Annotated in this window: 9 protein-coding genes; 6 read left to right on the forward strand and 3 right to left on the reverse strand. The window is 63.3% G+C overall.

From position 1 onward, the window contains the following. The first annotated feature begins 10 nt into the window (after positions 1-10). Positions 11-1,288, forward strand: coding sequence for an EAL and HDOD domain-containing protein (locus HD842_RS20310; RefSeq protein ID WP_183556714.1), 1,278 nt, complete (start codon positions 11-13; stop codon positions 1,286-1,288). Positions 1,289-1,543: 255 nt separating this feature from the next. Here HD842_RS20310 and metH read toward each other — a convergent pair whose 3' ends face one another. Next, the gene (gene metH / locus HD842_RS20315; protein WP_183556716.1) at positions 1,544-5,314 is read right to left on the reverse strand and encodes a methionine synthase; all 3,771 of its coding nucleotides are present in this window, start codon (positions 5,312-5,314) and stop codon (positions 1,544-1,546) included. Positions 5,315-5,505: 191 nt separating this feature from the next. On the opposite strand from metH, the gene HD842_RS20320 reads away from it, so the two are divergent. After that, positions 5,506-5,781 carry a BrnA antitoxin family protein gene (locus HD842_RS20320; protein ID WP_229424865.1) on the forward strand — a complete coding sequence of 92 codons (276 nt, stop codon included), beginning with the start codon at positions 5,506-5,508 and terminating at the stop codon, positions 5,779-5,781. A gap of 96 nt (positions 5,782-5,877) precedes the next feature. Here the strand turns inward: HD842_RS20320 and fmt are convergent, their stop codons facing one another. Together fmt and def are read right to left on the reverse strand one after the other, a co-directional pair. Next, complete coding sequence (fmt, locus tag HD842_RS20325; RefSeq protein ID WP_183556718.1) at positions 5,878-6,825, reverse strand: methionyl-tRNA formyltransferase; 948 nt, start codon at positions 6,823-6,825, stop codon at positions 5,878-5,880. Then, the gene (gene def, locus HD842_RS20330) at positions 6,825-7,364 is read right to left on the reverse strand and encodes a peptide deformylase (protein WP_183556720.1); all 540 of its coding nucleotides are present in this window, start codon (positions 7,362-7,364) and stop codon (positions 6,825-6,827) included. The genes fmt and def overlap by 1 nt, the downstream gene beginning before the upstream one ends. Positions 7,365-7,645: 281 nt before the next feature. Here def and HD842_RS20335 point away from each other — a divergent pair, with 281 nt between their 5' ends. The 4 genes from HD842_RS20335 to HD842_RS20350 all read left to right on the forward strand — a co-directional run bounded on the left by HD842_RS20335 (position 7,646) and on the right by HD842_RS20350 (position 13,491). Beyond that, positions 7,646-8,767 carry a LysM peptidoglycan-binding domain-containing protein gene (locus HD842_RS20335; protein ID WP_183556722.1) on the forward strand — a complete coding sequence of 374 codons (1,122 nt, stop codon included), beginning with the start codon at positions 7,646-7,648 and terminating at the stop codon, positions 8,765-8,767. A gap of 7 nt (positions 8,768-8,774) precedes the next feature. Beyond that, positions 8,775-9,905: a DNA-processing protein DprA gene (gene dprA / locus HD842_RS20340; protein ID WP_183556724.1), complete on the forward strand. Its 1,131-nt coding sequence runs from the start codon at positions 8,775-8,777 to the stop codon at positions 9,903-9,905. 213 nt (positions 9,906-10,118) lie between these two features. Next, positions 10,119-10,577, forward strand: coding sequence for a DUF494 family protein (locus HD842_RS20345; RefSeq protein ID WP_183556726.1), 459 nt, complete (start codon positions 10,119-10,121; stop codon positions 10,575-10,577). A 244-nt stretch (positions 10,578-10,821) separates the two neighbouring features. Then, positions 10,822-13,491, forward strand: coding sequence for a DNA topoisomerase III (locus tag HD842_RS20350; protein WP_183556728.1), 2,670 nt, complete (start codon positions 10,822-10,824; stop codon positions 13,489-13,491). Positions 13,492-13,525: the final 34 nt, after the last annotated feature.

The following is a 13,525-nucleotide window of genomic DNA, read 5'->3' on the forward strand; positions in this document are numbered from 1 at the left end:
TGAGAATGATATGACCGATACAGCCCGCCTCGACGAGGCATCCCAGCCACTGCGCATGCGCAATTTCTTTTTGGCGCGCCAGCCGGTGCTGGACCGTAACCAGGCATTGTATGGCTACGAATTGCTGTTCCGCGGCAGTGCCCAGGGGCCGGCGGAGTTCGAGTCCGGGCTGTCGGCCAGCGCCAGCGTCATCCATCATGCGTCCCAGCTCGGCCTGCCACGCGCGATTGGCGATGCGACGGCGTTCATCAATGTCGACAAGGACGCGCTGATGAGCGATATGTTCGCGTTCATGCCGCGCGAGCGCACGGTGCTGGACATCGTCAGCTCGGTCGAGCCCGATGTCGACGTCATCGAGCGCATGACGCACCTGGCGTCGCACGGCTTTCGCTTTGCCGCCGAAGCGTCGGCCCATGGCCCGGCGCTGTCGCGTTTTCTGCCCGTGATCGATTTCGTCAAGATGGACCTGCGCGCGCTGCCGCTCGTGACGATGCTGTCGCTCGCACCGCGCCTGCGCAACACCGGAAAGCGGCTGGTGGCGGCGAAGGTCGAGAACCTTACCGAATACCGGGCTTGCCTGGACGTCGGCTTCGACTATTTCCAGGGCTATTACTTTGCCAAGCCATCGGTGATCGCCGGGCGCAAGCTGTCGCCGTCGCAGACGACGGTGCTTGACCTGATGAACCTGATCATGTCGGATGCCGACAATGCCGAGATCGAGCAGGTGGTCAAACGCGAAGTGACGATTGGCCTGAACCTGCTGCGCCTGGTGAATACGCCGGCGGTGGGGGCAGGGCGCCGCATCGAATCGATCAGCCAGGCCTTGAACCTGCTGGGCCGGCGCCAGTTGCAGCGTTGGCTGCAGATCCTGCTGTTTGCCGAGCCCGACGTGCGCGGCCACAGCCAGAGCCCGCTCCTGATGCTGGCCACGACCCGCGCGCGCCTGATGGAGCTGCTGGCCCAGCGCATGCGCCCGGCGCAGCGCAACGTTGCCGACATTGCGTTCACGGTCGGCATGATGTCGCTGATGGACACGCTGTTCTGCATCCCGATGCGCGACATCGTCGAACAGATCCCCGTGATCGACGAAGTGCGCGCCGCGCTCCTGAACCGCACCGGCTTCTTTGGCGAGCTGCTCAAGCTGGCTGAATCGATCGAGCGCATGGACGACGAGCAGGACGACATGCTCGCCGGCCTGAAGTCACTGGCCTTCGACGGCGACGACCTGGCCGAACTCGAGGTGGCTGCATTCGAATGGAGCGACAAGGTCGTACGCTACGCCATCTAACGCCATCAGCAGCATCACCCGACCGGGCCGCCAGGAAACTGCCGGCCCGTTTCGCATCCCGCCACAGAAAAGCAATTGCCCAACAATGAGGGTCAGAGTCGAATTGTTTGACAACTTTTCCAATCCGCATGGCTCCGAATGGTCGAGCCCGTTGTCAAAGAGAGCAATTGCTCAATAATTCGACTCTGACCCTAATTAAAATTAGTGATCTCAAGAAAAATTACTAATTAATTCGACTCTGACCCTAATTGGGGTTTAGGAGAGGTTGGGGGCCAGGTGGCGTTCGACTTCTTGTTTGTCCATGTTGCGGCGGGTGGCCATGTCGTCGACCTGGTCGTTGCCGATCTTGCCCACGACGAAGTATTTTGAGTCGGGGTGGGCCAGGTAGAAGCCGGAGACGGCGGCGCCGGGATACATGGCGTAGGACTCGGTCAGTTGCATGCCGATTTCCTCGGCTTGCAGCGTGGCGAACATGTCGGCTTTGACTGTGTGTTCCGGGCAGGCCGGGTAGCCTGGGGCGGGGCGGATGCCCAGGTATTTTTCGGCGATCAGCGCTTCGTTGCTCAGGTCTTCGCCGACGGCGTAACCCCACAGGTCGGTGCGCACGCGTTCGTGCAGGTATTCGGCGAATGCTTCGGCCAGGCGGTCGGCCAGCGACTTGAGCATGATCGACGAGTAGTCGTCGTGCGCTGCTTCGAAACGCTGCTCGTGCTTTTCGATGCCCAGGCCGGCCGTCACGGCGAACATGCCGATGTAGTCGGCAACGCCGCTGTCTTTCGGCGCGATGAAGTCGGCGATGCACTGGTTCGGACGCTGCTCGCCGTTCACCATGGGTTTCACGCCCTGCTGGCGCAGGCCGTACCAGGTCAGCGCCACTTGCGAGCGCGATTCGTCGGTGTAGATTTCGATGTCGTCATCATGCACCGTGTTCGCAGGCAGCAGCGCGATGACGCCGTTGGCCGACAGCCAGCGGCCTTCGATGATCCGCTTGAGCATCGCCTGGCCTTCGGCAAACACCTTGCTCGCGGCGTCGCCCACCACGGCGTCGGTGAGGATGCCGGGGAACGGGCCGGCCAGGTCCCAGGTCTGGAAGAACGGGCCCCAGTCGATGTAGCGCGCGATCATGCCCAGGTCGACGTTCTTGAAGATGCGGCGGCCAATGAACTTCGGCTTCACCGGTGCGAAATCGAGGCGCGCCTTGTTGGCGCGGGCCTGTTCCAGCGTGAGCATCGGCAGCGCCTTCTTGCTGGCGTGCTGGATGCGGATGCGTTCGTAGTCCTGCGCCAGTTCGATGATGTAGGCGTCGCGCGTGTCGTCCGTGACCAGCGACTGGCCGACCGACACCGAACGCGATGCATCCGGCACGTACACCACTGGGCCATCGTAGAACGGTGCGATCTTCACAGCCGTGTGCGCGCGGCTGGTGGTTGCGCCGCCGATCAGGAGAGGCATCTTGCGGTCGCGGAAGTACGGATCGCGCTGCATCTCGCGCGCCACGTGCGCCATTTCTTCGAGCGATGGCGTGATAAGACCGGACAGGCCCACCATGTCGGCGTTTTCTTCTTTGGCACGCGCGAGGATGTCGGCGCACGGCACCATCACGCCCATATTGACGATCTCGAAGTTATTGCACTGCATGACCACCGAGACGATGTTCTTGCCGATGTCGTGCACGTCGCCCTTGACGGTGGCGATCACCATCTTGCCCTTCGGCTTGGAGACGATGCCGGTGCGCGCTTCTTCAAGCGCCTTTTCTTCTTCGATGAACGGCACCAGGTGCGCCACGGCCTGCTTCATCACGCGCGCCGATTTCACCACCTGCGGCAGGAACATCTTGCCCTGGCCGAACAGGTCGCCGACGATGTTCATGCCATCCATCAGCGGGCCTTCGATCACGTGGATCGGGCGGCCGTTCGCGGCCAGCACCTGCTGGCGCATTTCTTCGGTGTCTTCCACGATCCACTGCGTGATGCCATGCACCAGCGCGTGCGCCAGGCGCTGTTCGACCGTCGCTTCACGCCATTCGAGGTTCTGTTCCTGCTTGTTGCCGCCGGCCTTCAGGGTGCCGGCGATCTCGATCATGCGTTCGGTGGCGTCCTTGCGGCGATTGAGCACGACGTCCTCGACGCGCTCGCGCAGTTCGGGCGCCAGGTTGTCGTAGACGCCGACCATGCCGGCGTTGACAATGCCCATCGTCAGGCCCGCCTTGATCGCGTGGTACAGGAACACGGTGTGGATCGCTTCACGCGCCGGATCGTTGCCGCGGAAGCTGAACGACACGTTCGACACGCCGCCCGAGATCTTCGCGTACGGCAGGTTGTCGCGGATCCACTGGCACGCCTGAATGAAGTCGTTGGCGTAGTTGTCGTGTTCTTCGATGCCGGTCGCGATCGCGAAAATGTTCGGATCAAAAATGATGTCTTCGGGCGGGAAGCCCACCTGCTCGGTCAGCACTTTATAAGCGCGCGCGCAGATCTCGGTCTTGCGCGCGAAGGTGTCGGCCTGGCCCTGCTCGTCGAACGCCATCACGATCACGGCCGCGCCGTAGCGGCGGCACAGGACTGCCTGGCGAATGAATTCTTCTTCGCCTTCCTTCATCGAGATCGAGTTGACGATCGCCTTGCCCTGCACGCACTTCAGGCCCGCTTCGATCACCGACCACTTCGACGAGTCGATCATCACCGGCACGCGCGAGATATCGGGTTCCGACGCGATCAGGTTCAAAAAGCGCGTCATGGCCGCCTGCGAGTCGAGCATCGCTTCGTCCATATTGATGTCGATGACCTGCGCGCCGTTCTCGACCTGCTGACGTGCGACCGACAGCGCCTCGTCGAACTGCTCGTTGAGGATCATGCGCGCAAACGCTTTCGAGCCCGTCACGTTGGTGCGCTCGCCGACGTTCACGAACAGCGACGACTCGTCGATCGTGAACGGCTCCAGGCCCGACAGGCGCATCGCGACCGGGATCTCGGGGATCTTACGCGGCGCGTGCTGCTCGAGGATGGTCGCGATCGCGTTGATGTGCTCGGGCGTCGTGCCGCAGCAGCCACCGGCGATATTGATGAAGCCCGCGTCGGCGAATTCGCGCAGCAGCGCGGACGTGTCTGCGGGCAGTTCGTCAAAGCCCGTATCGCTCATCGGGTTGGGCAGGCCGGCGTTCGGGTAGATGCAGACGAACGTGTCGGCGATGTTCGACAGCTCTTGCGCGTAGGGGCGCATCAGGGCGGCGCCCAGCGCGCAATTCAGGCCAATGGTCAGCGGTTTCGCGTGGCGCACCGAGTTCCAGAAGGCCGGCACGGTCTGGCCCGACAGGATGCGGCCCGAGGCATCGGTCACGGTGCCCGAGATCATCAGGGGCAGGCGCGGCACGTCCGGGTGTTCGTCGAAGTACAGGTCAATGGCAAACAGCGCCGCCTTGCAGTTCAGGGTATCGAAAATCGTCTCGACCAGCAGCACGTCGGCGCCGCCGTCGACCAGGCCGCGCACCTGCTCATGGTACGAAGCAACCAGCTGGTCGAACGTCACGTTGCGCGCCGCCGGGTCATTCACGTCGGGCGAAATCGAGGCGGTCTTGGGGGTCGGGCCGAGCGCGCCGGCGACGAAGCGCGGCTTGTCCGGCGTCGAGTACTTGTCGCAGGCAGCGCGCGCCAGTTTGGCGGCCTGCACATTCATCTCATAGGCCAGGTGGGCCATGTGATAGTCGTCCTGCGCCACGCCGGTCGCGCCGAACGTGTTCGTCTCGAGCAGGTCGGCGCCAGCGGCCAGGTAGCGCTCGTGGATTTCCTGGATGATTTGCGGCTGCGTCAGCGTCAGCAGCTCGTTGTTGCCCTTGACGAACAATTCGCGCGCGCCGCTGCCTTCGGGTGCGGCAAAGGTCGCAAACCGCTCGCCCCGGTACGCCGCTTCATCGAGCTTGTACTGCTGGATGATCGTGCCCATCGCGCCATCCAGGATCATGATACGGCGCGAGAGGATGTCACGCAGCTGGGTTTCGATCGGCGAGATGGCGTTGGAGCGGGCGTTCATGGTGAGGTCTTTCGAGGAGGGCGGCTTGACAGATGGAGCCTGTTGGGCGGTCTACGATTATACGCCAAGCCGTTGATATCGCTGAAAGTCGGACCCATGTATGTATCCTTTTGTATGTAACACGGCATGTGTTACATGGCGTTACAATTCGCGACTTAGCAGCAATCTTTACGTTACATGGTGAGACGACAATGAAGTCAAGCCACCGCGAGTGGCGTGAACAGATGGGATTACGCATGAACAAAGAATACCGACCGGATTGGGATCAGCCAATTGACAGCAGCCCGGACTCAGCAGCATCGTCGAAGCCGCAAGTCGCCAGTAATGGTGTGAAACAGATCGTCACGATCCGTCTGGATGTGGATATGCTGGAATGGTTCAAGACCGCAGGTCCTGGCTATCAGACCCGCATCAACCAGGTTCTGCGTGAACATATGGATGCCCAGCGTAATTCGCAGGCAGAGTAAGCAGTTGCAAGGCGTCGGCGAGGCGCCTTTTTCACGGCGTGAAGACAAAAATGGCAGCCCGCGGGCTGCCTTGTCGTATCCGGAGCAGGCGCTTAGTTAACTGAACCTCAATCCCGCCAGCGCAAACCCTTTCAGGAATTCCGCCGCCGCCAGGCGCTTGCCGCCCGGTTTCTGCAGCTCGGTCAGGCGCAGTGCGCCCCCACCGCACGCCACCACGATTCCGCCCGCATCCGCCTGCAGCACCTGGCCCGCCGCGCCGCTGCCATCAACGGCGTCGGCATGCCAGATCTTGACCGCCACACCATCGACCACGCCATTCGCACCGGGGAACGGATTGAACGCGCGGATCTTGCGCGCCAGGACGTCCGCCGGCAGCGCGAAATCGAGCCTGGCTTCTTCTTTCGTGATCTTGGCCGCATAGGTCACGCCAACATCCGGCTGCGGCGTGGCCACCAGCCCGCCAGCGGCCATCTTGTGCAGCGCCTCGACGATCATGCGTGCGCCCAGCGCTGCCACCTTGTCGTGTAGCGTGCCGGTGGTGTCGGTGGCCTCGATCGGCAAGCCTTCCATCAGCAGCATCGGGCCGGTATCGAGGCCTTCTTCCATTTCCATGATGGTCACGCCGGCATCCACGTCACCCGCCTCGATCGCGCGGTGGATCGGCGCCGCGCCCCGCCAGCGTGGCAGCAGCGAGCCGTGAATATTGATGCAGGGGCGGATGTCGAGCGTGCTGCGCGGCAGGATCAGGCCGTAGGCCGCCACCACCATCACGTCATAGTCCAGCGCCAGCAGCTGGGCGTGGGCCGCGCGTGCCTGTTCGGCGCGCTCGGGATCCTTGCTGTCGGTGCGCAGCGACAGCGGCTGCGCGACCGGCATGCCGTGCGCCAGCGCGTATTGCTTGACGCTGGAAGCCTGCAACTGCATCCCGCGTCCGGCCGGTCGGTCAGGCTGGGTCAGGACCAGCGGCACGGTGAAGCCGGCTTCGTGGATCGCACGCAGGGCGACGGCGGCAAATTCCGGCGTGCCGGCAAAGACGACTTTCATCAGCGACGCGCGCCGCGCTGGGCCGCTTCGCGCGCCAGGCCCCGCTCTTCTTTCTGCAGCTTGGCCTTGATGCGGTTGCGTTTCAGCGGCGACAGGTATTCGACAAACACCTTGCCCTTGAGGTGATCCATTTCGTGCTGGATGCAGACGGCCAGCAGGCCATCGGCGTCGACCGTGAATTCCTTGCCCTCGAGATCGAAGGCGCGCACCTTCACGCGCGATGGCCGCTCGACGCCGTCGTAGACGCCCGGCACCGACAGGCAGCCCTCGTCGTACACGGCGCGCTCGTCGCTCGACCAGGTAATTTCAGGGTTGATGAACACCATCAGGTCGTCCTGCGCTTCGGTGACGTCGATCGTGACGACTTGCTCGTGCACGTCCACCTGGCTCGCGGCCAGGCCAACGCCGGGCGCGTCATACATGGTGTCGGCCATGTCGGCAACCAGCGTGCGCAGGCGCTCGGTGCCGAATTCGGTCACGGGCGTGGCAATCTTGTGCAGGCGTGGGTCGGGATAGCGAAGGATGTCGAGTAGGGCCATGATCAGTTCGGATTTCGAGAGGTGGGTGCGGTTGACGGGGTGCTGGAGCGCGGGCAATTTCAGACAGCAAATGCGCCACACGCCCCACAGGACAAACGCCGGTTTGTCTTGCTAGTTCAGGCAATTGTGTGCAGAATTTGATTCTATACAGCAACCCTTCCGTGGGCGGGGAGCGGTACGTCGTGATGCTTCTGGCGCCGCGGCCGGGCGCACTGCGCGCGCGGCCTGCAATCGTATTCGGATTTACGCTGTCTTAACGCCGGACTTAACGGACGTCTTCAATGAAAAATTTTAGCACAGTCATGGCCCATGCTGCAGCGGTGGCCTTGCTGGCCTGCGCCGTGAGCGGCGCCGCCGTTGCCCAGACGGATACTGCCACCCCGTCGGCGGCCTGCGCATTCCGCCCCGACGCCCCCGACAAGCACGTCGTCGTCAAGCGCGACACCCTCTGGGACATTTCTGGCAAGTTCCTGCGTAACCCATGGTGCTGGCCGCAGGTCTGGGGCATGAACCGTGATGAAATTCGCAACCCGCACTGGATCTATCCGGGCCAGGTGATCTGGTTCGACCGCGCGCGCGGCCGCCTGTCGTTCAACCGGCCCGGCGAGGACGGCGATGGCCGTGGCCAGCCGCCGCTGACGCGCCTGTCGCCGCAGGTGCGCAGCGAAGGCAATGGCCAGGGCGCGGTGCCGTCGATCCCCGCCGGGGCCATCGAACCGTACCTGACCCAGCCGCTGGTGGTCGAAGCCGACGAGCTGGCCGGCGCGCCGCGCATCGTCGCCTCGCAGGAAGGCCGCTTTTATCTCGGCAAGGGCGACCGCGTGTACGTGCATGGCGCGCTCACGAGCGATACCGTATATCAGGTATTCCGCCCCGGCACCGTGTTGCGCGATCCGCAGACCGGCAAGGTGATGGCGCATGAAGCGGCCTTCCTGGGCAGCGTCAAGCTCGTCACCCCGGCCGGCCCCGGCGTCGATGCGCACACGTTCCAGGTCGTCGACACCGTGCGCGAAATGGGCGTGGGCGACCTGCTGGTGCCGCAGCCACCCACGCCGGTGCGCAACTATGTGCCGCATGCGCCGCTGCAACCGGTCGATGCGCGGGTGATGTCCATTTACGCCGGCGTGACCTATGCCGGCCAGAGCCAGGTCGTGACTGTCAACCGGGGCGCGGTTGACGGACTCGATGTCGGCGCCGTGCTGCAGCTCTATCATGTCGGGAAGACTGTGGCCGACCCGGCGAGCCGGGGTTTCCTCGGCATGGGGCGTGCCCAGTTGAAAATGCCTGACGAGCAAAACGGCAGCCTGTTCATCTTCCGCGTGTTCAAGAACGTCTCGTACGGCTTGATCATGACGGTGACAGCGCCCGTGCAAGTCGGCGACGTGGTCAAATCACCGGAGTAACCCCGCCGTGCAGGCCACGGACCCTCGCCCAACGCCGGACCAGCACGCCACCCCGATCGCCGACTGGCTGCGCCTGGAACAGGCCGCCGGGGTAGGACGCCGCAGCGTGCACGCGCTGCTGGCCGTGTTCGGCACCCCCGGCGCCATCCTGCGCGCCGGTCCGCAAGCCCTGGGCGCCCACGTCACCCCGGCCCAGGCACGCGCCATCTGCGCCCCCGTCACGCCCGCGCTGGCGGCCCTCATCGACGCCACGCTGGCCTGGCTGGCCGCGCCTGACCACCATCTCGTCACGTGCCACGATCCACGCTATCCACCGGCGCTGGCCGAGATTCCCGATCCGCCGCTGCTGTTATATGTCAGTGGCCGCGTGGAATTGCTGGCGCAGCCGATGGTCGCGGTCGTGGGCAGCCGCAATGCCAGCGTGCAGGGCAGGGTGGATGCCGAGTCGTTCGCCGCCGCACTGTCCGGCGCCGGGCTGTGCGTGGTGTCAGGGCTGGCGCTGGGGATCGATACGGCGGCGCACGAGGGCGCGCTGCGCGGCATTGGCTCGACGATCGCCGTCGTCGGCACGGGCCTGGACCGCGTCTATCCGGCGCGCAACCGGGAGTTGGCGCACCGGATCGCCGCGCAAGGCTGCATCGTCAGCGAATATCCGCTGGGCATGCCGCCGCTGGCCGCCAACTTCCCGCGCCGCAACCGCATCATCAGCGGCCTGGCGGCGGGCGTGCTGGTCATCGAGGCGGCAGCGCAGTCGGGCTCGCTGATCACGGCGCAACTGGCAGCCGAGCAGGGCCGCGAGGTGTTCGCGTTGCCCGGTTCCATCCATTCGGCGCTGACCAAGGGCTGCCACCGCCTGATCCGCGAAGGCGCGCAACTGGTCGAGACGGTGGACGATGTGTTGATGGCCATGCGGGTGTCCCCGCTGGCAGGGTTGCCGCAGGTCGATGCTGCTGCGCCTGCATCGGATGACGACGCCATCCTGCTTGACGCCCTGGGCCACGAACCGGTCGCGCTCGACGAGCTGCTGGCCCGCCTGGCGCTCGATCCGGGGATGCTTGGCGCACGCCTGCTCGAGCTGGAACTGGCCGGTGTCGTTACCCGGTTGCCGGGTGGGCGGGTGCAGCGCATCTGGCGTTGACAGCGTCGTGGCAGGGCATATTTATGACCGACCATGACAGCGGGGTCATGCTTCCCGATTCGTATTATGCGAATGGTATGTGCTTGTTTTTAATCATTATTAATAAGCTGGCTTATTGAACAAGGCTTGGATACAACGGTTTTTCCGTGGTGCGGCGTGGCTGGCGTGCTCCACTTGTGCCTCACGAAGTTTAGCTGCTACAGTAGCGTCACTATGTTCGACATCCTGGTCTATCTCTACGAGACGTACTACCGTCCCGACGCCTGCCCCGAGCCGGCAGCCCTGGCGCGCAAGCTCTCCGCCGTTGGTTTCGATGACATCGAAATCACGGAGGCGCTCGACTGGCTGGGCGGGTTGACCGACGCGCCGCTGCCCGAAACGATCGATGCGTCTACGGGCACCCGTTACTATGTCGACGAAGAATATATCGAGCTCGGCAGCGCAGCGATCGGCTTCATCGCCTTCCTCGAAAGCGCCAAGGTCCTGGGCCCGATCCAGCGCGAAATCGTCATCGAGCGTGCGCTCGCCTGCGACGAATCGCCCATTGCATTGAGCAAACTCAAGATCATTGTGTTGATGGTGCTGTGGAGTCAGGGCAAGGAGCCAGACGCGCTGATGTTCGACGATCTGTTCAGCGACGACGACGAGCAGGAGCCGCGTTTATTGCACTAAAATTGGTGCAATAATGGTAATAAACGAACGGGGCTGCGCGCCCCGTTTTGTATTTCCGGCCTGTCCGTTTGAATGCACCAGCGTGGGGCGGCCCCTTGCCGGAAGCGCGAAAACCCGCTTATCATTGGCCGCTTCATTCAGGACGTTACCAAACTGGCATGATGGCCAGAATTTCACCGGCGCCGGCCCGAGCATGTATGATGCGCAAGCCCCACACTATATAGACAGTACGACGAGAAACACTATGACCAAATCCCTCATCATCGCCGAGAAGCCGTCGGTCGCGAACGACATCGCCAAGACGCTGGGCGGCTTCACCAAGCACGATGAGTACTTCGAATCGGACGAATTCGTGCTCTCGTCGGCTGTTGGCCACCTGCTCGAAATCGCCGTGCCCGAAGAGCACGACGTCAAGCGCGGCAAGTGGAGCTTCACGCACCTGCCGATGATCCCGCCGTATTTCGCGCTCAACCCGATTGCGAAGACCGAATCGCGCCTGAAGGTGTTGAATCGTTTGATCAAGCGCAAGGATGTGACGACCCTGATCAACGCATGCGATGCGGGGCGTGAGGGTGAACTGATCTTCCGCCTGATCGCGCAGAACGCGAAGGCCAAGCAACCGGTCAAGCGCCTGTGGCTGCAATCGATGACGGCCGGCGCCATCCGCGACGGCTTTGCCAATCTGCGCAGCGACGAAGAAATGCTGCCGCTGGCGGATGCTGCGCGTTGCCGCTCCGAAGCCGACTGGTTGATCGGCATCAATGGCACGCGCGCCATGACGGCGTTCAACTCGAAAGAGGGCGGCTTCTACCTGACCACCGTCGGCCGCGTGCAGACGCCGACGCTGTCGATCGTCGTCGAGCGTGAAGAAAAGATCAAGAAATTCGTCCCGCGCGACTACTGGGAAGTGCGCGCCGAGTTCGTGTGCGCCGCCGGTATCTACGAAGGCCGCTGGCTCGACCAGAAGTTTAAAAAGGACGAGAACGACCCTGAAAAGCGCGCCGAGCGCCTGTGGAGCAAGACCGCAGCCGACTCGATCGCCGCCGCCTGCCGCGGCAAGCAGGGCGCCGTCACCGAAGAATCCAAGCCGACCACGTCGATGGCGCCAGCGCTGTTCGACCTGACCAGCCTGCAGCGCGAAGCCAACGGCCGCTTTGGTTTCTCGGCCAAGAACACGCTGGGCCTGGCCCAGGCGCTGTATGAAAAGCACAAGGTGCTGACCTACCCGCGTACCGATTCGCGCCACTTGCCCGAAGACTATATTGCCACGGTCAAGGAAACGCTCGTCGCACTGGCCGAGACCAATAACTACAATCAGTTCGCCAAGCAAGTGACTAAGGGCGGCTGGGTCAAGCCGAACAAGCGCATTTTCGACAACACCAAGATTTCGGATCACTTCGCGATCATCCCGACCGGCATCGTGCCGAAAAACCTGTCCGAGCCGGAACAGAAGCTGTACGACCTGGTCACGCGCCGCTTCCTGGCCGTGTTCTTCCCTGCGGCCGAATTCCTGGTCACGACGCGCTTTACCGAAGTCTCCGGTCACCAGTTCAAGACCGAGGGCAAGGTCATGACCAACCCCGGCTGGCTGGCCGTGTACGGCAAGGACCTGGGCGACGACAAGGATGGCGCCAACTTGGTGCCGGTGGCCAAGGGCGAGAAGGTCCTGACCGAAAAAATCACAGCCAATGGCCTGGTCACCAAACCGCCGGCGCGCTACAACGAAGCGACGCTGCTGTCGGCCATGGAAGGCGCCGGCAAGCTGATCGACTCGGATGAGCTGCGCGACGCGATGGCCGGCAAAGGCCTGGGCACGCCGGCAACGCGCGCTGCCATCATCGAAGGTCTGCTGACCGAGAAATACCTGCTGCGCGAAGGCCGCGAGCTGATGCCGACTGCCAAAGCATCGCAGCTGATGACCTTGCTGCGCGGCCTGGGTGTGAATGAACTGACAGCACCCGAACTGACCGGCGAATGGGAATTCAAGCTCTCGCAAATGGAAAAGGGCAAGATCTCGCGTGAAGAATTCATGCGTGAAATCGCCCAGATGACCCAGATCATCGTCAAGCGCGCCAAGGAATACAGCAACGACACGATCCCGGGCGACTACGCGACGCTCACCACGCCATGCCCGAACTGCGCGAACGTGGTCAAGGAAAACTACCGCCGCTTTGCCTGCACCAAGTGCGATTTCTCGATGAGCAAGACGCCGGGCAGCCGCCAGTTCGAGATCAGCGAAGTCGAAGAGCTGCTTGAAAAACGCACGATCGGCCCGCTGCAAGGCTTCCGCTCGAAAATGGGCCGCCCGTTTGCCGCCATCCTGCGCATCGTGCGCGACGAAGAGATCAAGAACTTCAAGCTCGAATTCGATTTTGGCCAGGACGATGAAGGCGCCGACGGCGAAGGCGTGGACTTTACTGGCCAGACGCCGGTCGGTCCGTGTCCGAAGTGCACCGGCGGCGTGTTCGAAATGCCATTGGCCTATGTGTGCGAACACAGCGTGGCCAAGCCAAAGACGTGCGATTTCCGCAGCGGCCGCATCATCCTGCAGCAAGAGATCCTGCCTGAGCAGATGAGCAAGCTGCTCAACGAGGGCAAGACCGATCTGCTGCCGGGCTTCGTGTCGCAGCGCACACGGCGCGCGTTCAAGGCGTTCCTGGTGCGTGGCAAGGACAACAAGATCAGCTTCGAATTCGAAGAGCGCAAGGCCAAGCCGGGCGCCAAGGTCAAGGCGGGCGCTGCCGATGGCGCCGCAGATGCCGAGGCAACGGTCGACGGCGCAGCCGCACCGGTAAAGGCGGCGCGCAAGGCGGCCGCCAAGCCAGCGGCGAAGAAGGCACCTGCCGCCAAGAAGGCAGTGGCCAAGAAGCCGGCGGCCAAGAAAGCGCCTGCCAAGAAGGCGGCGGCGAAATAAACCAGCGCCCACCGGCGTAAAAAAACCGCGGCAT

The organism is Massilia aurea, assembly GCF_014200505.1.
GTDB classification, from domain to species: Bacteria; Pseudomonadota; Gammaproteobacteria; order Burkholderiales; family Burkholderiaceae_D; genus Telluria; species Telluria aurea_B.

Excerpts from the sequence above, each read along its gene's own strand:
- metH (WP_183556716.1), bottom strand. The coding sequence starts at position 5,314 with ATGAACGCCCGCTCCAACGCCATCTCGCCGATCGAAACCCAGCTGCGT.
- fmt (WP_183556718.1), bottom strand. The coding sequence starts at position 6,825 with ATGAAAGTCGTCTTTGCCGGCACGCCGGAATTTGCCGCCGTCGCCCTG.
- HD842_RS20335 (WP_183556722.1), top strand. The coding sequence starts at position 7,646 with ATGAAAAATTTTAGCACAGTCATGGCCCATGCTGCAGCGGTGGCCTTG.
- HD842_RS20350 (WP_183556728.1), top strand. The coding sequence starts at position 10,822 with ATGACCAAATCCCTCATCATCGCCGAGAAGCCGTCGGTCGCGAACGAC.
- HD842_RS20310 (WP_183556714.1), top strand. The coding sequence starts at position 11 with ATGACCGATACAGCCCGCCTCGACGAGGCATCCCAGCCACTGCGCATG.
- HD842_RS20345 (WP_183556726.1), top strand. The coding sequence starts at position 10,119 with ATGTTCGACATCCTGGTCTATCTCTACGAGACGTACTACCGTCCCGAC.
- def (WP_183556720.1), bottom strand. The coding sequence starts at position 7,364 with ATGGCCCTACTCGACATCCTTCGCTATCCCGACCCACGCCTGCACAAG.
- HD842_RS20320 (WP_229424865.1), top strand. The coding sequence starts at position 5,506 with ATGAAGTCAAGCCACCGCGAGTGGCGTGAACAGATGGGATTACGCATG.